This is a genomic window from Nocardioides sp. Z38_18, assembly GCF_058215695.1.
The window spans coordinates 1,805,861-1,823,319 of record NZ_JBZAJE010000001.1; the positions used below are offsets into that span (position 1 = coordinate 1,805,861).

Consider the following 17,459-nt stretch of genomic DNA (forward strand, 5'->3'; position numbering starts at 1 on the left):
TTTCTGAGAAGTTTCCTGTGTGAAGATCAGCGGTTGCCTACCGACCTAGGTGTTGGATCGCTGCCCCAGCGCGACATCCGCCGAGAGCCACAGGAAAGGCCTCTCCTAGAGCGATCCGCTCTCCCGTCCGGCGACAGGCACCTCCGCGTAAGGGTCGGTGGTGGGCGGGCGCGAGGAGCGCACTCGTGGCCCCCACCGCTCCTCGGCCCAGATGGCCAGCGGAGCCGCGGTGAACATCGTCGAATAGATGCCGATCGTCAGGCCGAGCAGCAGCGCAACGGCGAAGTCCTGCAGGGAGTCGCCACCCAGCACGGCCAGCGTGGCCAGGATGAACATCGCGCCGAGCCCGGTGTTCAGCGTGCGGGGGATGGTCTGCAGGATGGCCAGGTTGACGGTCTCCCGCAGGCGCGCATCGCTGCCTCGCACCCGTTCCCGGATCCGGTCGAAGACCACGATCGTGTCGTTGACGGCCAGTCCGATGATGGAGAGGACCGCGGCGAGGAACACCCCGTCCACGGGCTTGCCGAGCCACGCGAAGATGCCGACCACGGTGAGCACGACGTGCGCCATCGACAGGACAGCCGCAGCGGCGTACGTCCAGCGGAACCGGAAGGCCAGGTAGGCCATCTGCGCACCGATGGCGATCGCGAACGCGATCAGTGCCTTCGTACGAAGTTCCTGGCCGAGAGTCGGGCCGATCAGCTCGTCGCGCTCCTTGATCACCTGTCCGGCCACCTGTCCGAGCGACTCCTCGACGGCGACGGCCTCATCATTGTTGATCTGCCCGGTGCGCACGGTGATGTTCTCCGAGTCGCCGGTGCCAGAGGAGCTCTGCACGACCGCGCCCGGGAACCCGGCGTCCGCCACCGCAGCGCGCGCCTTGTCCACATCGACGTCCTGGGTGGTGGAGAACTCCAACAGGCGTCCGCCGGTGAACTCCACCCCGAGGTTCAGTCCGCGCAGGGCGATACCGCCGATGGCGACCACGCCGATCACCACAGCAACGCCGATCCAGGCGCCCGCGCGACGCATCAGGAACGGGCCGCTGGTGACCAGCCAGGTGCGCAGTCGGCCGCTACCGCCGAAGCCGGAGAGTCCCGGTGAGGTGAAGGATCGTCGTACTGCCCAGTCAGTGAGCGTGCGCGCGATCACGAGCGCCGAGACCATCGAGGCCACCACGCCGATCGACAGTGTCACGCCGAAGCCCTTGACGGGACCGGAGGCGAAGAAGAACAGCAGTGCCGCCGCGAGCAGGGTGGTGACGTTGGAGTCGAGGATCGCCGACCAGGCCTTGCGGTAGCCCGTGTCGAGCGCCGGGGCGAGCCCTTCGCCGCGGCGGGCGGCGTACTCCTCCCGGGCGCGTTCGAAGACCAGCACGTTGGCGTCGATGGCGAGGCCGATGGCCAGCACGAAGCCCGCGAGTCCTGGAAGCGTCAGCGTGGCGCCGAACCACAGCAGGAGGCCATAGGAGATGAGGGCGTACGACGCCAGTGCGATCGTCGCCATCAGGCCCATCAACCGGTAGACCAGCACGATGAACAACCCGGTGAGCGCGATGCCGATGATGCCGGCCTTCACGGAGGCGTCGATCGCGGCGTCGCCCAGCGTCGCACCGACGGTGCGCTGCTCGATCACCTCGACGGGAACGGGCAGCGCGCCGCCCTTGATCAGGACCGCGAGGTCCTCGGCGGACTGCTGGGTGAACTGTCCGGTGATCTTGGTCGCGGTCCCCGGCCCCGAGCAGAGTCCGGGCTGCACTGCGGGTGACGAGATCACCTCCCGGTCGAGGAGGATCGCGATCCGCTGGTTGCCCTCAGGTGTGCTGCAGGCGCGCTCGACCAGCTCGCGCCACTGCGGCACACCGGACCCGTTGAAGGTGACGGCTACGACCCAGGCGCCGACGCCGCTCTGCTGCATCTCGGCCCGTGCGTCCTTGATGCCGTTGCCGTCCAGCACCAGGGGGCCGATCAGGATCGGCCGACCGTCCTCGTCGTCCACCTGCGTGGTTCCCTCCGGGGTCGAGGGCTCGGCTGCAGCGTCGTCGGTCTGGCCGGGCCCTTGGACGACGTGCAGCCCGAGCTGGGCGGTGCGTCCGATCACCCGCGCCGCCTCCCGTGGGTCCTGCACGCCGGGCAGCTCGACGATGATGCGCCGCTCACCCGCGCGGGCGAGGGTGGGCTCGGCGACACCGAGCGCGTCGACCCGCCCTCGGAGTACCTCCAGGGCACGATCGGTGGACTCGCGGTCGGCCTTGACCCGCTCGGTGTCCTGGGTCTCGAGGACGATCTGGGTGCCGCCCTCGAGGTCGAGGCCGAGCCGGGGTGACAGGGAGAGCGCTGCGAACAGGGCGAGCCCGATCACGACCAAGGAGGCGACGGCGCGCCACAGTGGCGCGCGGGACGGCGGACGAGCTGACGGTGCTGTGGGCATGCGGACTCCACGAAAGAGGGGCGCCTGACGACCGCACACAGCGGCGACAGGACTGGACCGGACGGACTGGTGGGTACGTCAGGCAGGAGGAGCTCGGCCCCGCAGAGGGACCTGGCACGCGGCGCACCGCGGAGCCAGAGACGCGGGCGAGGTCGCCACCGGGAACAACGCATCGGCCGACTCGGCCCGAGAGGTCAGGACTCCTGGCGTGTGCACGTCGGGCCGCTGGTGGTGGCTGGTCCAATGGCTCTTCGCCACGGCCAGCGTCCCCAGGTCCAGGTGGCTCGAGGAGTGCAGGTCGCTGTGGCCGACCGGGTCGGACGCCGAGGACTGCACGCCTGCCAGCGCCCCCAAGAGGAGCAACACCGCCGAGAGCACCGCCACGACCGCGCGGCGGCCGTCGTGGTGCGAGACGCGTGGCATCGTCCGAGTGTAGGTGCCTCCGCGCGGACCGGATCGACCGAACCGCGACAGCCCGTGCGCCCCAGGTGCGAGCATGGCGCCCGTGAACGAGGAACGTGCTGTCGACGTTGCCCCGCCACCATTGCCGAGCTCGATCTGGGTGGTTGCCTGGGCTTCGCTGGCGGGACAAGCGGTGCTGCTGGGCCGCGAAGGGTTCCGGCTCGGCGACGAGGTCTCGCTGGGGCTGTCCGTCGTGATCAGCGGGCTCCTCGTGGGGTACGTCTCCGCCGGCGTCGTTCGCGGCCGAACGGTCCGCCTCGTCCTTGCCTGGGTCGTGCTCACCTTGAGCGCGATCGGTGGGCTCGTCGGCCTGGTCCTGGTCGACGACCTGGGTCAGGCCGGAGTCGCCGCGCTCTCGCTCGGTTGCACGGCGGTGGCTCTCGCCGCACTTGCAAGGTTCCGACGCAGCGACTGGTACGCCTGGCAGCGCACGAGACCGTCGGTCCGCGAAGGCGCCCGGATCGGTCACCTGGTCGCGGTGGGCGTGCTCGTGGGCGCGCTGGGTGGGCTCGCCGCGCCGGTCGGGGACGGAGTCGACGTACGCATCACTGCGGCCGACCGCTGAGCCGACCGATAGAGACGTCCGGGGCGAGCGTCGGACGGGAAGCCTGCCCGCACCGCCCGTGGCGTAGGTTCCGAGGATGGATCACGACGTCATCACGGTGGAGACAGCCGACGGGGCGATGCCCGCCCATCTGTGGCGTCCTGCCTCGGGAACCGGCCCTGGCCTCCTGCTGTTGCAGGAGATCTTCGGGATCAGCCCCTACATCGAGCGCCGCGCCGCGGACCTCGCCGAGCTCGGGTACGTCGTCCTCGCCCCGGAGATCTTCTGGCGGCTCGGGGTCTCCAGCGTCCAGGACGGGCCCACCGCGCTCGACGAGGCCTCGGCGCTGCTCCAGCGCACCGACTGGCCCACGGCGGTGCAGGACGCCGCGCTCGCCTTCGACGTGCTCGAGGAGCGGCCCGAGGCCACCGGGGGAGCGGGCATCGTCGGCTTCTGCTTCGGCGGAGGGCTCGGGTTCAACGTCGCTGCCGAGCGCTCGCCGGAGGTCCTGGTCAGCTACTACGGCTCCGCGCTGCCCCAGCTGCTCGGCCTCGCCCCGACGGCGCCGGGCATGCCCGTCCTCGACCCCACCCAGGTGCGAGCGCGCTCGCTGCACCACTTCGGGCTCCAGGACCGCTTCCTGACCCGCCCGACGGTCGAACAGCTCCGTCACCTGCTGTCCCCGCTGGATCAGGTCACCTTCGAGACCTACGAGTCCGGCGACCACGCCTTCGACAACGACGACTTCTTCCTCTATGACGCCGAGTCCTCGGCGCTGGCCTGGGACCGCACCGTCGACTTCCTGGGCCGGCACCTGCCCACCCGATGACCGGTCAGGACGTCCTGGTCCCGCCGGCCCGGCTGGAGCGGTGGGTGGCCAACTTCGGCACCCGTCACGGGCAGACAGCCCTCGAGGTGGCCGACGGGCGGCTCACCGGACTGGCCGAGGACGGCTCCCGGTTCGCCGCGCATCCACCCTTCGGTCGGCCGTACGCCGGCCCGGCAGACCCGGCCTCGCTCGTCGCGGCTTGTGCACCGCCCCCGCTGTGGGGCGTGCTGCTCGTCCGCAAGGGCGGTTTCGCCGTCGCGCGGCTGGCGGGGGAGCGCACCGAGGAGTCGAAGGTCGGCCAGCGACACGTCCAGGGCCGGACCAAGGCGGGCGGGCAGAGCCAGCAGCGGTTCGCCAGGCGCCGGGACAACCAGGCGCGAGCGGCGTACGAGGCGGCCGCCGAGCACGCGGCCAGGATCCTGGCCGGCGTCGATCTCGTCGTCACCGGAGGCGACCACTCCGCCGTGGAAGCGGTGCTCGGCGACCGCCGGCTCACCCGGCTCGTCGTCGTGCCGCCGTTCCTCGCGGTGCCCGATCCCCGGAGGTCGGTGCTCGAGCAGGCGGTCGCGGACGCCTCCTCGGTGCGCCTGGTCGTGCACAACGCCTGACTACCCGGTGAGCACGCCCTGCACCACCACGTGCTGGATGGTGACGTCGTGGCGCCTGCGCGCCTGGGAGACGACTCCCTGACGCCACCAGGTCGACCGGTCCTCGGGGTGGGTGGCGATCACCACGTGGTCCGGGTCGAACTCACGGACCGCCTTGTCCAGCGCGACGAGCGGCCGGTGGTCACCGAGCTCCCCCTCCACGCTCAGGCCGCGGTCGCGGAGGGCCTCCATCGTCTGGTCGAGCCGCCGCTGGGCGGCCTCGGTGGTCGCCTGCCACACGAAGGCCGCCCCCTCGAGCTCGGCCTGTCCCGTGTCGACCGGGTTGGCAGGGACCACCACGAAGTAGCTGGCGTCCTGGCTGCCCACGATGCGCTCGAGCGCGTCGTGCAGCTGGCTCTCGGCCAGCGTCTGGTTCGCGAGCAGCAGGACGCGCTGGGCCGGCTGCGGGTCGGGCCCGGCGTCCTCCTCGAGCTCGTCGGGTGACACGGAGCCGCCACGCCACCGGGTGACGCCGTACAGGACCAGCACCACGACCCACGACAGCAGGCTGAGCAGCAGCTGGGACCGGGTGTCGCTCTTGAAGGCCATCTGCGCCAGGACCGCGAGGATGCCGAGCGCCGCAGCGATCGTCAGCCAGGGGAACAGCCACATCTTCACCTTCAGGTCCTCCTTGGGCGTACGCCGGCGCAGCACGAACTGCGAGATGGCGATCAGGAGGTACACGAACAGGATCACCGCGCCCGAGGAGTTCAGCAGGAACTTGAACACGGTGTCCTCGGCCACGTAGGCGGCGATCACGCTGAGGAACCCCACCACAGTTGAGGCGAGGATCGCCCAGACCGGCACACCGCGCCTGTTCACGGTGATCAGCTGCATCGGGGCCTCGCGGCGGGCGGCGAGGACGAACAGCATCCGCGAGGCGGTGTACAGCCCCGAGTTCAGGCAGGACAGCACGGCGGTCAGCACGATCGCGTTCATGATGTGGTCGGCGTACGGGATCCCCATCTGCCGGAACGCCGCAACGTACGGCGAGGCTCCCAGCTCGCTGTCGTTCCAGGGGACGATGCACACCAGCAGGAAGATGGAACCGACGTAGAAGGTGCCGACGCGGACGATCACCGAGTTGGTGGCCTTGGCGATCGCCTTCTCCGGGTCGCGCGACTCCGCGGCCGCCACGGTGGCGATCTCGGCGCCGACCATCGAGAACACCACCACCACGACGCTGGAGAACACCGCACCCACCCCGTTGGGCAGGAAGCCACCCTGGTCCGTGAGGTTGCTGAAGTCGACGCTGCGGTCGGGCCAGAGCCCGAGGACGAACGCCGCGCCGATGACCAGGAACAGGATGATCGCGACCACCTTGATGCCGGCGAACCAGTACTCGAACTCGCCGTAGGACCCCACCGAGAACAGGTTGGTGGCGGTCATCAGCACCATCAGGACCAGCGCCGGCACCCACAGCGGGGTGTCCACCCACTCCTGGATGATCTTCCCGCCGGCGACCGCCTCGAAGCCGACGACGATCACCCAGAAGTACCAGTAGAGCCAGGCGACCGAGAAGCCCGCCCAGCCGCCCAGCGCTCGGCGCGAATAGTCGGCGAAGGATCCCGTGGAGGGGTTCGCGGTGGCCATCTCCCCGAGCATCCGCATCACCAGGATGATCAGCACCCCGGTAATGGCGTAGGTCAGGAACGCCGCGGGGCCCGCCTCGTTCATCACGACCCCGGAGCCCACGAACAGGCCGGCCCCGATCACGCCGCCGATGGCGATCATCGTCAGGTGCCGCTGCTTGAGGCCCTTCTGCAGCTGTGCGGGTTCGGTCATGGCGCGTCCTCGATCCCCTGGGGCGGGCAGTGCCGAGGTCGTACCCCGCGCCGCAGCATGCATAACCGCCGGTGAGACCCGCGTTCTGTCAAGATGACCAGCATGTGGGAGCCGGACCCGTCGTGGCGCCGCCTCCCGGGGGCGGGTGGCCCCTCGACCGTGGGCCTGTGGCTCGCCGAGGCGGACGGACACCGGTGGGTGGTCAAGCGGCTCGGTGCGCCCCACGACCGTGACCCGGCGCTGACCCAGCCGACCCGGGCCGGCTACTGGCGGCGCGAGGCCGAGGTCGCCCTGGCCCCGGAGTTCGTGGACGGACCCGGGCTGGTGGCACCGGAGTTCGGGCCGGTGGAGGAGGACGAGGACGGGGTGACCGTGCGCACCCTCGAGGAGGTCGGGGAGCCCCCTCCGGGGTTGTTCGTCGCCCGTGCCCTGGGCCGGTTCGCCGCCGCCGAGAGCGCGGCGCCCGCCTGGGCCTCGCGCGGCCTGCTGGCGGACCGGTTGCTGATGGCCGAGGGACGCGGCGGCTGGCCCACCCTGGCCAGGACCACCCTGGCGGACGTCGCCGACGTGCTGTGGAGACGCCGAGGCCACTGGCTGGCGCGCTGCGCGCAGGGCCCCGCGGGCAGGCTCCACGGTGACGCCGTACCGGGCAACTTCCTCACCCGCCGGGGTGAGGACGTGGTGGCCGTCGACTGGCAGTGCTTCGGGGTGGGGCCGATCGGCTCGGACCTCGGCTACTACTCCCTGTCCACCCGGGAGGAGTTCGACGTGCTGCTCGAGGCGTTCCTAGAGGGAGTCGGCCCCGGCGCCGACCGGACGGCGATCAGGATGGCCGCCCAGGTCACGGCCGTCTACACCGTGCTGAGCCGCGCCGAGTGGGCCCTGGCCCGTGCGGCCCCGGGGGAGGGCGCCCTGGCCGCGAAGTTCCGGCACCCGGCCGTGGCCCCGCACCTGCGGGCCCTGCAGCGGCAGGGGGCCCAGATCGAGCAGCTGCTGTGACCGCCCGGCCTCACGCAGGTGCTCTCACACGGTGACGCTGCGCTCGCCCGACAGCAGTGTGGCGACGGGGCCGTCGACCTCGGCGCCGAGCAGGGTGGCGGTGGCGAAGTCGGCGGCCGCCTTCTCGAAGACGTCCCGGTGACCCAGCATCGCGTGCTTGCCTCCGCTGACCCGCAGGAAGCCCACCGGCGCCGTACGGGCCAGCCGCTCGGCCAGCACCTCGGCGCGACGCGGGTCCGCGACCCGGTCCCGGGTGCCGTGCACGAACAGGGTGGGTCGCCCGTCCAGGTCGACCTGGTCGCTGACCTGCACCCACGGGTTCAGGGCGACGACGCTGGTCACCCCGGGCTGGTCACCGGACAGCAGCGCGGCACGGCCGCCGAGGGAGTGCCCGACCAGGCAGGTCGGGAGCGGACCCCCGTGGCGCTCGGCCAGCTCCGTCAGAGCCCACCGCACGTCCTCCACCGGCGTGTGCCCGGTGTCCCAGCCACGCACGGAGTTCAGCAGGCGTACGACGGCCAGGCGGCCGCGTCCGGCCCGCGCGATCCGGTGCGCGATCGGGATCATCCGGACCACCGAGAGCTGGGTGGGGCTGACCGCGGTGGTCTCGCGCCGCGACGCACCTCCGTGCAGCACCAGGACGAGCCCCTCGGGGTCCCGCGGGAGGCGGGTGGTGATCAGCCTGGCGGCGGTGTCCATGGTGCTCCTGTGTTCGGCGGTCGCGCTGAAAAGGGCCAGTCGGGGCCCTGACGAGAACGTACCCACCGCCGGAAAGCGTCAACGCAGGGTTGACGGGCCTAGATCGTCAACCTAGGGTTGACGCCATGACCCAGCCCACCCGCCCGTTGCGACCGATCCGGCTCGACGACCTGATCGTCGCCATCAAGCAGACCAGCGAGGACCCGCTCGCGCGGCTCTCCGGCGCCGTGGAGGCAGGGGAGTACCTCGACGACGTCGCCGACCACCTGATCGGGCACTTCGTGGACCAGGCCCGCCGCGCGGGCGCCTCGTGGGCCGAGATCGGCAGGAGCATGGGGGTGACGAAGCAAGCCGTGCAGAAGCGGTTCGTGCCCAAGGAGCAGAACGACCTCGACGCCGAGCAGGGGTTCAACCGGTTCACCCCGCGTGCCCGCAACACCGTGATGGCCGCCCACAACGAGGCCGTGGCGGCAGCCAACGCCGAGATCACCCCGGGGCACCTGCTGCTCGGCCTGCTCTCGGAGCCGGAGAGCCTGGCCTGCCGGGCCCTCGAGGCGCTGGGGACCGCACCCGCCGCGGTACGCGGGGCCGTCACCCTCCCGGCGGCGGCGGAGGACCCTCCGAGCCTGGTCCCCTACGACGCGGCCTCGCGCAAGGTGCTGGAGCTGACGTTCCGGGAGGCGCTGCGCCTGGGGCAGGACGCGGTGGGCACCGAGCACGTGCTGTTGGCCCTGCTGGAGCAGGAGGGCGACGGTGGACCCCTGGGCGGGCTCGGCGTCACCAAGGCCACGGTGGAGCCCGAGATCGTCCGGCTGCTCCGGGACGCCGGCGCCTCGTCCTCGACCGCCTAGGCTTCCCCCATGGCGACCGGCTCCGACGTGCTCAGCGACCCGCTCAGCCTCACCGGCACCTGGCAGCTCTCCCGGGTCATCGACGACCGCCTGTCGGGCCAGGAGAGCAGGATCGACGGGGTGCTCACGCTCACCGCCGTGTCTCCGGACCGCCTCCGCTGGGTGGAGCGCGGCCACTGGCACCAGCCGGGTGGTGACGTCGAGGTGCACCGCCACCTCTGGGTGGTGCGGGACCCCGAGACCGCGGGCTGGTGGGTCAGGTTCGACGACGAGCGCGAGTTCCACCCCTGGTCGCCGGGGGAGCAGGTCACCCACCCGTGCGGGGCCGACACCTACCGCGGAGTCGTGGCCGGTACGCCGGAGCATTGGACCGTGGCCTGGGACGTCACCGGCCCGGCCAAGGACTACCTGATGCGGACGACGCTGCGCCCGTCGGGGCTCAGCCCTTCCTGAACGCGTCCACGCCGCGCCAGACGGCGGGCAGGCAGCCGGCGGCCAGCAGGATCTTGAGGCCGTCGCCGAGCAGGTAGTTCTTCATCCCGATGTCCCAGGCGCCGACGATGCTCAGGTCGAGGTCGTACATCAGGTAGCCGAGGCCGAAGGCGTAGATCACCGCGTTGCCGAGCAGCATCGTGACGATGGTCTTCGCGACCGAGCGGTCACCGCCACGGCTGGCGAGCGCGCCAACCATCGCCGCCGCGAACACGTAGCCGACGATGTAGCCGAACGCCGGGAAGCCGAAGCCCGAGCCGGCCGCCGCGAACCACGGCATCCCGGCCATGCCGGCGACGAGGTAGAGCGCGAGGGAGGCCGCGCCACGCTGCCAGCCGAGGGCAGCGCCCACCGCGAGCACTGCGAAGGTGCCGCCGGTCACGGGGACCGGGGAGCCGGCCACCGGGATCACGACCTGGGCCGCGAGCCCGGTCAGCGCCGCACCTCCGACGACGAGGAGCACATCGCGCACCCGGGCGCCGGGCACGAGGTCGGCGAGGACGAGCGGACGCTGCTGGTGCAGTGGGGCAGACATCGCAGAGCTGGACACGGGACGACCTCCGGGGCGACTGGTCAGGATTGCGGACATGTCTACCAGAGCAGTGACCTACCCCACGCAGCAAGGGGCTTGAGCATCACAACTTGTCGGTCGCGAAGGTGTCGCAGGCCTTGATCGTGCCCTTCTCCATCCCGCGGTTGAACCACTTCACGCGCTGCTCGGCGGAGCCGTGCGTGAACGAGTCGGTGTCCACCCGGCCGGAGGACCGCTGCTGGATCCGGTCGTCGCCCACGGCCTCCGCGGCGTCGATCGCGAGCCGGATGTCCTCCGGCGTGAGGTCGGAGATGATCGGCTGCCCCGAGCTGTCCTCGGTCTCCTGGGCACCGGCGGCCCACATGCCGGCGAGGCAGTCGGCCATCAGCTCGACCCGCACCGCGTCGCTTCTCGGCCCCTGCTGGGTGCGGATCCTGCCCAGGAACCCGAGCTGGTCCTCGACGTGGTGTCCGTACTCGTGGGCGATCACGTAGCCGATCGCGAACGGGCCTCCCCGAGCGCCCAGCTCGCCCTCGAGCATGTCGTCGAAGAAGCTGTCGTCGAGGTAGACCAGGCTGTCGTTGGGGCAGTAGAACGGCCCCATCTGCGAGCTCGCCTGGCCGCAGCCCGAGCTGGTGGACCCCTCGAACCGCACGGTCTGGACGACGTCGTACTCGTTGCCGACCTGCTCGGGGTAGGTCTTCTTCCAGAAGTCCTGGACCGAGTTGGTGAACAGGTCGATCGCGCAGGCGTCCGAGGCGTTGGCGTCCGCGCCGGTACGGCACTCCTCGGCGCTGGTGGTCTCCCCGTCGCCGGGGCTCCCGCCGAGGAGGTCGACACCCGCGAACTGGCTGACGACCACGAACAGGATCACCACCACGACCGTGCCCAGGCCGATCCTGCCGCCACCACCGCCCCCGCCTGGGAGCGGCAACCGCATCCCGCCACGGCCCGCGCCACCGCCGCCGCGGGTCTGGATCTGGCTCCGGTCGATCCTGGCCCTGGGGTTGAAGCGCATGCGTGTCCCTTTCACCAGTACCGGGCTCGTAGACTAGTCACCGGGTGCCCTGACGCGCCCCCATCGGCCTGCCCATTGCGAGGCGGCGCCGCCACACTCTTTCGAAAGTCTGTCTTGATCACTGTTTCAAAGCTCGAGGTCCGTGCCGGTGCCCGCCTCCTGATGGATGACGTCTCCTTCCGCATCGCTGCGGGGGACCGGATCGGCCTCGTGGGCCGCAACGGCGCCGGCAAGACCACGCTGACCAAGATCCTCGCCGGTGAGGCAGCTCCGGCCGGCGGCACGGTCACCACCTCCGGCGACATCGGGTACCTGCCCCAGGACCCGCGCATCGGGGATCCCGAGGTGCTCTCCCGGGACCGGATCCTGTCCGCACGCGGGCTCGACACCGTCGTACGCCGCCTGCGGGAGGCCGAGGCCGAGATGGGCAGCGACGACCCGAACGTCCGCGACCGGGGGATGCGCCGTTACGAGAAGGCCGAGGCAGCCCTGCACGCCGCGGGCGGGTACTCCGCCGAGGCGGAGGCAGCCCAGATCGCCTCCTCGATCGGCATCGCCGACCGGTTGATGGGTCAGCCTCTCGGCACCCTCTCCGGTGGACAGCGCCGCCGGGTCGAGCTGGCCCGGATCCTGTTCTCCGGGGCCGAGACCCTGCTCCTCGACGAGCCCACCAACCACCTCGACGCCGACTCCATCGGGTGGCTGCGCGAGTTCCTGCGCAACCACAAGGGCGGCCTCGTGGTGATCTCCCACGACGTGGGCCTGCTCGAGGCGTGCGTGAACCGGGTGCTGCACCTCGACGCCAACCGCGCGGTGGTCGACATCTACAACATCGGCTGGAAGGCCTACCTGGCCCAGCGGGAGACCGACGAGAAGCGCCGCAAGCGCGAGCGCATCAACGCCGAGACCAAGGCCAAGACGCTGACCGACCAGGCCAACAAGATGCGCGCCAAGGCCACCAAGGCCCAGGCGGCGCAGTCGATGCTCAAGCGCGCCGAGAAGCTGATGGCCGGCATCGAGGGGGAGCGCAAGGCCGACAAGGTCGCCCGGATCAAGTTCCCGGCGCCTGCCGCGTGCGGGAAGACCCCGCTGACCGCGACCGAGCTCTCCAAGTCCTACGGGTCGCTGGAGGTGTTCACCGACGTGGACCTGGCCATCGACAAGGGCAGCCGCGTCGTGATCCTCGGGCTCAACGGCGCCGGCAAGACCACGCTGCTGCGGATCCTGGCCGGCGTGGACGAGCCGGACACGGGCCGGGTCGTGCCCGGGCACGGGCTCAAGATCGGCTACTACGCCCAGGAGCACGAGACCCTGGACACCTCGCGCACCGTGCTGCAGAACCTGCACGCGTCCGCCCCGCAGCTCCAGGACGCCGAGGCGCGTTCGGTGCTGGGCTCGTTCCTGTTCTCCGGCGACGACGCCAACAAGTCGGCCGCGGTGCTCTCCGGCGGGGAGAAGACCAGGCTCGCACTGGCGATCCTGGTGGTCTCCAGCGCCAACGTGCTGCTGCTCGACGAGCCCACGAACAACCTGGACCCGGCCTCCCGCGAGGAGGTGCTCGCCGCGATCCGCGAGTACGCCGGCGCGATCGTGCTGGTGACCCACGACGAGGGCGCCGTACACGCGCTGGAGCCCGACCGGGTGCTGATCCTCCCCGACGGCGTCGAGGACCTCTGGACCCCCGACTACGCGGACCTCGTGACCCTGGCCTGACCCGGGCCTGCGACCGCCGGGTCCTGACCTAGAGTGCGCCACATGGCACTCCCTTCTGAGGCAGACCTCCGGTCCGCCGGCCTCCGCGTCGAGACCAGCGGAGCGATCCTGACGATCACGCTCGACAAGCCGGAGCGGCGCAACAGCCAGACCCCGCGGATGTGGCACGCGCTCGCCGCGATCGGGGAGGACCTACCCGAGGACGTCCGCGTGGTCGTCGTACGCGGCGAGGGCGACTGCTTCTCCGCCGGCATCGACACCCGCCTGTTCGGCCCCGAGGGCGTCGAGGGCGAGGACTCGGTCTTCGAGCTGATGCAGCGCAGCGACCAGGACGTGCTGGACGCCATCGAGGGCTACCAGCGCGGCTTCGTCTGGCTCTCGGACCCCCGGATCGTCTCGGTGGCCGCGGTGCACGGCTACGCGATCGGTGCGGGCTTCCAGCTGGCGCTGGCGTGCGACCTGCGGGTGGTGGCCGACGACGTGAAGCTCTGCATGAAGGAGCCCGCGCTGGGCCTGGTCCCCGACCTCGCGGGAACAAAACCGCTGGTGGACCTTGTTGGCTACTCGCGGGCGCTGGAGATCTGCGCCACCGCGCGGTACGTCGAGGCAGGGGAGGCCCAGCACCTGGGGCTCGCCACCGCGGTCGTGCCACGGACCGAGCTCGACGCGACCACGTCGGACCTGGTCGGGGCCCTGCTCGCCACGAACACCGGAGCAGTCCGGGAGACGAAGGCGCTGCTGATCGGCGCCGGCGAGCGGGACCTGGAGGAGCAACGTCGCGCGGAGCGTGAAGCACAGCTTCGCAGGTTCCGCGAGCTTGTCAGCGGGGCCTGAGACGCTCAGGAGAGTCGGCCGGGCTCCCACCCGGCGACTGAGAAGGAGGGAGCGCAGATGAGCTCCATGCATCCCGGAATGCTGATGCGATCGATGCGGCGCGACCCCTCGGTCGTCGAGCAGAAGCTGACCCGCGACACCGTACGACGGGTGGTCGGGTTCGCCGTACCCCACAAGAAGCTGATCGCGGGCTTCCTGTTCTTCGTGGTGCTCGACGCCGGCCTCGTGGTCGTGAACCCGCTGCTGATCAAGCATCTGCTCGACGACGGTGTCCTCGCCAAGGACGCCAGCGTCGTTCTCTGGCTGGCCCTGGCGATGGGGGTGGTCTCGATCGTGACGGCGATCCTCGGGGTCGGGTCCGGCTTCCTGTCCTCCCGCATCGGCGAGAGCCTGATCTTCGACCTGCGCACGCAGGTCTTCGCCCACGTGCAGCGACTGTCCCTGGCGTTCTTCACGCGCACCCAGACCGGCGCCCTGGTCTCACGGCTGAACAACGACGTCATCGGCGCCCAGCGGGCCTTCACCTCGACCCTGTCCAGCACCGTGTCCAACTCGATCAGCGTGGTGGTCGTCGGGATCACCATGTTCTTCCTGAGCTGGCAGGTCACCTTGGCCTGCCTGGCGCTGTTCCCGCTGCTGCTGCTCGCCTCCCGCTGGGTCGGGCGCCAGATCAGCGGGCTCACCCGCCAGCAGATGGACGGCAACGCCGACCTGGGCAACATGATGACCGAGCGCTTCCACGTGGGCGGAGCCCTGCTGCTCAAGCTGTTCGGCCGCCGTGACGAGGAGGACGCGAAGTACGCCGAGAAGGCAGGCGTGGTGCGCGACCTGGGGGTCCGGATCTCCCTGATCACCCGGATCTTCATGGCGATCATGACGCTGATCCCGGCACTGGCCATCGCGCTGGTCTACGGCATCGGCGGCACGCTCGCCGTCAACGGCGCGCTCACCATCGGGACGCTGACCGCTCTCGCCACCTTGCTGCTGCGCCTGCTCGGCCCGATGCAGGGGCTCTCCAACGTGCGCGTCGACGTGATGACCGCCCTGGTCAGCTTCGACCGCGTCTTCGAGGTGCTCGACCTGCCCTCGACCGTGGTGGAGAAGCCCGACGCCAAGCCGCTCACCCCTGGTGCGGCTCGGGTCGAGTTCGACCACGTCGACTTCACCTACCCGCGCGGCGACGAGGTGTCGCTGGCGTCCCTGGAGACGGTGTCGCGGGCGGAGGGACGCGACAACACCGAGGTGCTGCACGACGTCACCTTCACCGCCGAACCCGGGCAGATGGTCGCACTGGTCGGGCCGTCCGGCGCGGGGAAGACCACGATCACCCACCTGGTCGCCCGGCTCTACGACGTCTCCGGGGGAGCTGTGCTGGTGGGCGGCGAGGACGTCCGCGAGGTCACCCTGCAGTCCCTGGAGGACGCGGTGGGCTACGTGACCCAGGACGCGCACATGTTCCACGACACCATCGGGGAGAACCTCCTGTACGCCGCTCCCGGTGCCACCGAGGAGCAGATCTGGGCCGCCCTGGAGTCGGCGCGGGTCGCAGCGCTGGTGCGCTCGCTGCCCGACGGCCTCGACACCGTGGTCGGCGACCGCGGCTACCGCCTCTCCGGCGGCGAGCGGCAGCGCCTGGCGATCGCCCGGTTGCTGCTGAAGGCACCCGACATCGTGGTGCTCGACGAGGCGACCGCCCACCTCGACTCCGAGTCGGAGTACGCCGTGCAGCGGGCACTGGACGAGGCGCTCGAGGGGCGCACGTCCCTGGTGATCGCGCACCGCCTCTCCACGGTCCGCAATGCCGACATGATCCTGGTGATCGACGACGGACGCATCGTCCAGCGCGGCACCCACACCGAGCTGCTCGCCGAGGGGGGTCTGTACGCCGACCTCTACCGGACCCAGTTCATCGAGGACGCCACCGTCGACGTCGAGGGGAGGCGGCGCGCGACCGGGGCGGGAGGAGTGGACGGGGTGACCCGTCCCGAGCGGGTTGGCTAGGTTGTCGCCATGGACCTCGGACTCGCACAGCACGTCTACCTCGTCACCGGCGGGAGCCGCGGCCTCGGCCGGGCCACCGTGGACCTCCTCGTAGCCGAGGGCGCCCGCGTGGTGATCTCGGGCCGCAGCGAGGAGTCCCTCTCCGCCGCGGCCGCCGAGCTGGGTGAGAACGCGGTCACCGTGGTCGCCGACAACGCCGACCCCGGGGCCGCACAGCGCCTGGTCGACGCCGCCCTGTCCACCTGGGGCCGTCTCGACGGAGCCCTGGTCTCGGTCGGTGGCCCGCCGACCGGCACCGTGATGGACACCCCCGACGAGGCCTGGACGGCGAGCTTCGAGTCGGTGTTCCTGGGCGGGCTCCGGGTCGCCCGTGCGGTCGCCTCCGCCATCGAGGGACCGGGGTCGATCGCGTTCGTGCTGTCGAGCTCCGTGCGGGCGCCGCTGCCCAACCTCGCGATCTCCAACGGACTGCGTCCCGGGCTGGCCATGGTCGCCAAGAACCTCGCCGACGAGCTCGGGCCGGAGGGCATCCGGGTCAACGGCCTGCTGCCGGGCCGGGTGGGCACCGAGCGGCTCGAGGAGCTCGACGCCTCGACCGGGGACGCCGAGGCCGCTCGGGCCAAGGCCATCGCCACGATCCCGCTGGGCCGCTACGGAGAACCCGCGGAGTTCGCGGCCGCAGCCGCCTTCCTGCTCAGCCCGGCGTCATCCTTCATCACCGGGACGATGCTCCCCGTGGACGGCGGCATGCTCCGCGCCCTCTGAACCTGGGCTCACCCGCCTCTGAGTGCCTGACTTCGGGTTGCCTGGCTGCTTGTTGCCCGGATCCGGATCCGGGCCTGCGGCAGCCGCGGCCTCCGCGTCCGCCCGCCGGGTCCGGGCCTGGCGGAACTCGTCCCAGGCCAGGTAGCAGAAGCCGAAGATCGCCAGCGCCCCGAAGAACCACCACTGCAGTCCGTAGAAGAAGTGCGGGCCGTTGCTGGTGTCGTCGGGCAGTTCGGTCAGCTTGAGCTCGTCCGGGGGAGTCGGGCTCTCCGCCGCCAGGTCCAGGAAGCCCTGGTAGAGCGGGTAGGGCAGCTCCTCGGCGATCACGACCGAGGACACCGCGCGCGTCGACATGTCGTCGACCTTGGTGGCGTTCCCGGTCGCGTCCCGGCGTACCCATCCGGTGACGGTGACCTGACCCTCGGCCGCGGCGGGGAGGTCTGGGCGGGCGCCGCCGGAGTTGTCGGTGGCCATCCACCCACGGTCAACCAGGACGGCGTCGCCGCTGTCGGTGACCAGCGGGGTGATCACGTCGACGCCGGCGCCCTTGTCGCGGGTCTGGTACTTCAGCACGATCGTGTTCTCGTCGTCCCAGGTGCCGTGCGCGGTGACGCGGCGCCACTCCTGGTCGGGCGCGGGCTGCCGGTCCGTGGAGAGCACGTCCTGGATCGGGACCGGCGGCTCGGACAGGTTGGTGGAGACGATGTCGTTGTCGCGCTTGCGGTCCTCGAGGCGATGGAACTGCCACTGGCCCAGCTCCACGGCTCCCCATGCCAGGAGCCCGACCGTCAGTGCGAACAGCCCCCATCGCCGGCTCAACATGAATCTCACGTCCGCGACAGTAGTTCGTCACCGGTG

Annotated in this window: 17 protein-coding genes; 10 read left to right on the forward strand and 7 right to left on the reverse strand. The window is 71.0% G+C overall.

The genetic code is table 11. From position 1 onward, the window contains the following. Window positions 1-105: 105 nt before the first annotated feature. On the reverse strand, window positions 106-2,430 hold the full coding sequence (gene secD, locus AC4BGC_RS08710; RefSeq protein ID WP_490555201.1) for a protein translocase subunit SecD: 2,325 nt from the start codon (window positions 2,428-2,430) through the stop codon (window positions 106-108). Between the two features lie 78 nt (window positions 2,431-2,508). After that, window positions 2,509-2,853: a hypothetical protein gene (locus tag AC4BGC_RS08715; protein WP_490555202.1), complete on the reverse strand. Its 345-nt coding sequence runs from the start codon at window positions 2,851-2,853 to the stop codon at window positions 2,509-2,511. Window positions 2,854-2,935: 82 nt separating this feature from the next. Between AC4BGC_RS08715 and AC4BGC_RS08720 the strand changes: the two genes are divergently transcribed. The 3 genes from AC4BGC_RS08720 (at window position 2,936) to AC4BGC_RS08730 (ending at window position 4,873) form a co-directional block, all read left to right on the forward strand. Next, window positions 2,936-3,457 (forward strand): hypothetical protein, encoded by a 522-nt coding sequence (locus tag AC4BGC_RS08720; protein ID WP_490555203.1) that lies wholly within the window; start codon window positions 2,936-2,938, stop codon window positions 3,455-3,457. 76 nt (window positions 3,458-3,533) lie between these two features. Then, window positions 3,534-4,265 carry a dienelactone hydrolase family protein gene (locus AC4BGC_RS08725; RefSeq protein ID WP_490555204.1) on the forward strand — a complete coding sequence of 244 codons (732 nt, stop codon included), beginning with the start codon at window positions 3,534-3,536 and terminating at the stop codon, window positions 4,263-4,265. Beyond that, on the forward strand, window positions 4,262-4,873 hold the full coding sequence (locus AC4BGC_RS08730; protein ID WP_490555205.1) for an acVLRF1 family peptidyl-tRNA hydrolase: 612 nt from the start codon (window positions 4,262-4,264) through the stop codon (window positions 4,871-4,873). Before AC4BGC_RS08725 ends, AC4BGC_RS08730 begins: the two co-directional genes overlap by 4 nt. Here the strand turns inward: AC4BGC_RS08730 and AC4BGC_RS08735 are convergent, their stop codons facing one another. Then, a complete protein-coding gene (locus AC4BGC_RS08735) occupies window positions 4,874-6,697 on the reverse strand; it encodes an amino acid permease (RefSeq protein ID WP_490555206.1) in 1,824 nt (607 codons plus the stop codon). 93 nt (window positions 6,698-6,790) lie between these two features. Between AC4BGC_RS08735 and AC4BGC_RS08740 the strand changes: the two genes are divergently transcribed. Then, window positions 6,791-7,696 (forward strand): phosphotransferase, encoded by a 906-nt coding sequence (locus AC4BGC_RS08740; RefSeq protein WP_490555207.1) that lies wholly within the window; start codon window positions 6,791-6,793, stop codon window positions 7,694-7,696. A gap of 24 nt (window positions 7,697-7,720) precedes the next feature. Here the strand turns inward: AC4BGC_RS08740 and AC4BGC_RS08745 are convergent, their stop codons facing one another. Next, entirely contained in the window at window positions 7,721-8,395 is a 675-nt protein-coding gene (locus AC4BGC_RS08745) for an alpha/beta hydrolase (RefSeq protein ID WP_490555208.1), read from the reverse strand. Window positions 8,396-8,520: 125 nt separating this feature from the next. On the opposite strand from AC4BGC_RS08745, the gene AC4BGC_RS08750 reads away from it, so the two are divergent. After that, a complete protein-coding gene (locus AC4BGC_RS08750) occupies window positions 8,521-9,246 on the forward strand; it encodes a Clp protease N-terminal domain-containing protein (protein WP_490555209.1) in 726 nt (241 codons plus the stop codon). Window positions 9,247-9,255: 9 nt separating this feature from the next. Beyond that, window positions 9,256-9,699 (forward strand): DUF6314 family protein, encoded by a 444-nt coding sequence (locus AC4BGC_RS08755; RefSeq protein WP_490555210.1) that lies wholly within the window; start codon window positions 9,256-9,258, stop codon window positions 9,697-9,699. Here AC4BGC_RS08755 and AC4BGC_RS08760 read toward each other — a convergent pair. Both AC4BGC_RS08760 and ypfJ read right to left on the reverse strand, forming a co-directional pair. Further along, window positions 9,686-10,273: a biotin transporter BioY gene (locus tag AC4BGC_RS08760; protein WP_490544220.1), complete on the reverse strand. Its 588-nt coding sequence runs from the start codon at window positions 10,271-10,273 to the stop codon at window positions 9,686-9,688. The two genes, AC4BGC_RS08755 and AC4BGC_RS08760, sit on opposite strands and share 14 nt — an antisense overlap. Before the next feature lie 100 nt (window positions 10,274-10,373). Next, complete coding sequence (gene ypfJ / locus AC4BGC_RS08765) at window positions 10,374-11,288, reverse strand: KPN_02809 family neutral zinc metallopeptidase (protein WP_490555211.1); 915 nt, start codon at window positions 11,286-11,288, stop codon at window positions 10,374-10,376. A 114-nt stretch (window positions 11,289-11,402) separates the two neighbouring features. Here ypfJ and AC4BGC_RS08770 point away from each other — a divergent pair, with 114 nt between their 5' ends. From AC4BGC_RS08770 to AC4BGC_RS08785, 4 genes are read left to right on the forward strand one after another with little or no spacing between them, the layout of a single operon-like run. Next, window positions 11,403-13,001 (forward strand): ABC-F family ATP-binding cassette domain-containing protein, encoded by a 1,599-nt coding sequence (locus tag AC4BGC_RS08770; RefSeq protein ID WP_490544218.1) that lies wholly within the window; start codon window positions 11,403-11,405, stop codon window positions 12,999-13,001. Window positions 13,002-13,043: 42 nt separating this feature from the next. After that, entirely contained in the window at window positions 13,044-13,835 is a 792-nt protein-coding gene (locus AC4BGC_RS08775) for an enoyl-CoA hydratase/isomerase family protein (protein WP_490555212.1), read from the forward strand. Between the two features lie 57 nt (window positions 13,836-13,892). After that, on the forward strand, window positions 13,893-15,836 hold the full coding sequence (locus tag AC4BGC_RS08780; RefSeq protein ID WP_490555213.1) for an ABC transporter ATP-binding protein: 1,944 nt from the start codon (window positions 13,893-13,895) through the stop codon (window positions 15,834-15,836). Window positions 15,837-15,845: 9 nt separating this feature from the next. Then, a complete protein-coding gene (locus AC4BGC_RS08785) occupies window positions 15,846-16,601 on the forward strand; it encodes an SDR family oxidoreductase (RefSeq protein WP_490555214.1) in 756 nt (251 codons plus the stop codon). On the opposite strand, the gene AC4BGC_RS08790 is transcribed toward AC4BGC_RS08785, so the two are convergent. Next, window positions 16,542-17,423 (reverse strand): SURF1 family cytochrome oxidase biogenesis protein, encoded by an 882-nt coding sequence (locus AC4BGC_RS08790; protein ID WP_490555735.1) that lies wholly within the window; start codon window positions 17,421-17,423, stop codon window positions 16,542-16,544. The genes AC4BGC_RS08785 and AC4BGC_RS08790 overlap by 60 nt on opposite strands. Window positions 17,424-17,459 lie beyond the last annotated feature (36 nt).

What these genes read in the sequence shown, in the direction of transcription:
- secD (WP_490555201.1), bottom strand. Translation starts at nt 2,430, where the DNA reads ATGCCCACAGCACCGTCAGCTCGTCCGCCGTCCCGCGCGCCACTGTGG.
- AC4BGC_RS08715 (WP_490555202.1), bottom strand. Translation starts at nt 2,853, where the DNA reads ATGCCACGCGTCTCGCACCACGACGGCCGCCGCGCGGTCGTGGCGGTG.
- AC4BGC_RS08725 (WP_490555204.1), top strand. Translation starts at nt 3,534, where the DNA reads ATGGATCACGACGTCATCACGGTGGAGACAGCCGACGGGGCGATGCCC.
- AC4BGC_RS08730 (WP_490555205.1), top strand. Translation starts at nt 4,262, where the DNA reads ATGACCGGTCAGGACGTCCTGGTCCCGCCGGCCCGGCTGGAGCGGTGG.
- AC4BGC_RS08735 (WP_490555206.1), bottom strand. Translation starts at nt 6,697, where the DNA reads ATGACCGAACCCGCACAGCTGCAGAAGGGCCTCAAGCAGCGGCACCTG.
- AC4BGC_RS08740 (WP_490555207.1), top strand. Translation starts at nt 6,791, where the DNA reads ATGACCAGCATGTGGGAGCCGGACCCGTCGTGGCGCCGCCTCCCGGGG.
- AC4BGC_RS08745 (WP_490555208.1), bottom strand. Translation starts at nt 8,395, where the DNA reads ATGGACACCGCCGCCAGGCTGATCACCACCCGCCTCCCGCGGGACCCC.
- AC4BGC_RS08750 (WP_490555209.1), top strand. Translation starts at nt 8,521, where the DNA reads ATGACCCAGCCCACCCGCCCGTTGCGACCGATCCGGCTCGACGACCTG.
- AC4BGC_RS08755 (WP_490555210.1), top strand. Translation starts at nt 9,256, where the DNA reads ATGGCGACCGGCTCCGACGTGCTCAGCGACCCGCTCAGCCTCACCGGC.
- AC4BGC_RS08760 (WP_490544220.1), bottom strand. Translation starts at nt 10,273, where the DNA reads ATGTCTGCCCCACTGCACCAGCAGCGTCCGCTCGTCCTCGCCGACCTC.
- ypfJ (WP_490555211.1), bottom strand. Translation starts at nt 11,288, where the DNA reads ATGCGCTTCAACCCCAGGGCCAGGATCGACCGGAGCCAGATCCAGACC.
- AC4BGC_RS08775 (WP_490555212.1), top strand. Translation starts at nt 13,044, where the DNA reads ATGGCACTCCCTTCTGAGGCAGACCTCCGGTCCGCCGGCCTCCGCGTC.
- AC4BGC_RS08780 (WP_490555213.1), top strand. Translation starts at nt 13,893, where the DNA reads ATGAGCTCCATGCATCCCGGAATGCTGATGCGATCGATGCGGCGCGAC.
- AC4BGC_RS08785 (WP_490555214.1), top strand. Translation starts at nt 15,846, where the DNA reads ATGGACCTCGGACTCGCACAGCACGTCTACCTCGTCACCGGCGGGAGC.
- AC4BGC_RS08790 (WP_490555735.1), bottom strand. Translation starts at nt 17,423, where the DNA reads ATGTTGAGCCGGCGATGGGGGCTGTTCGCACTGACGGTCGGGCTCCTG.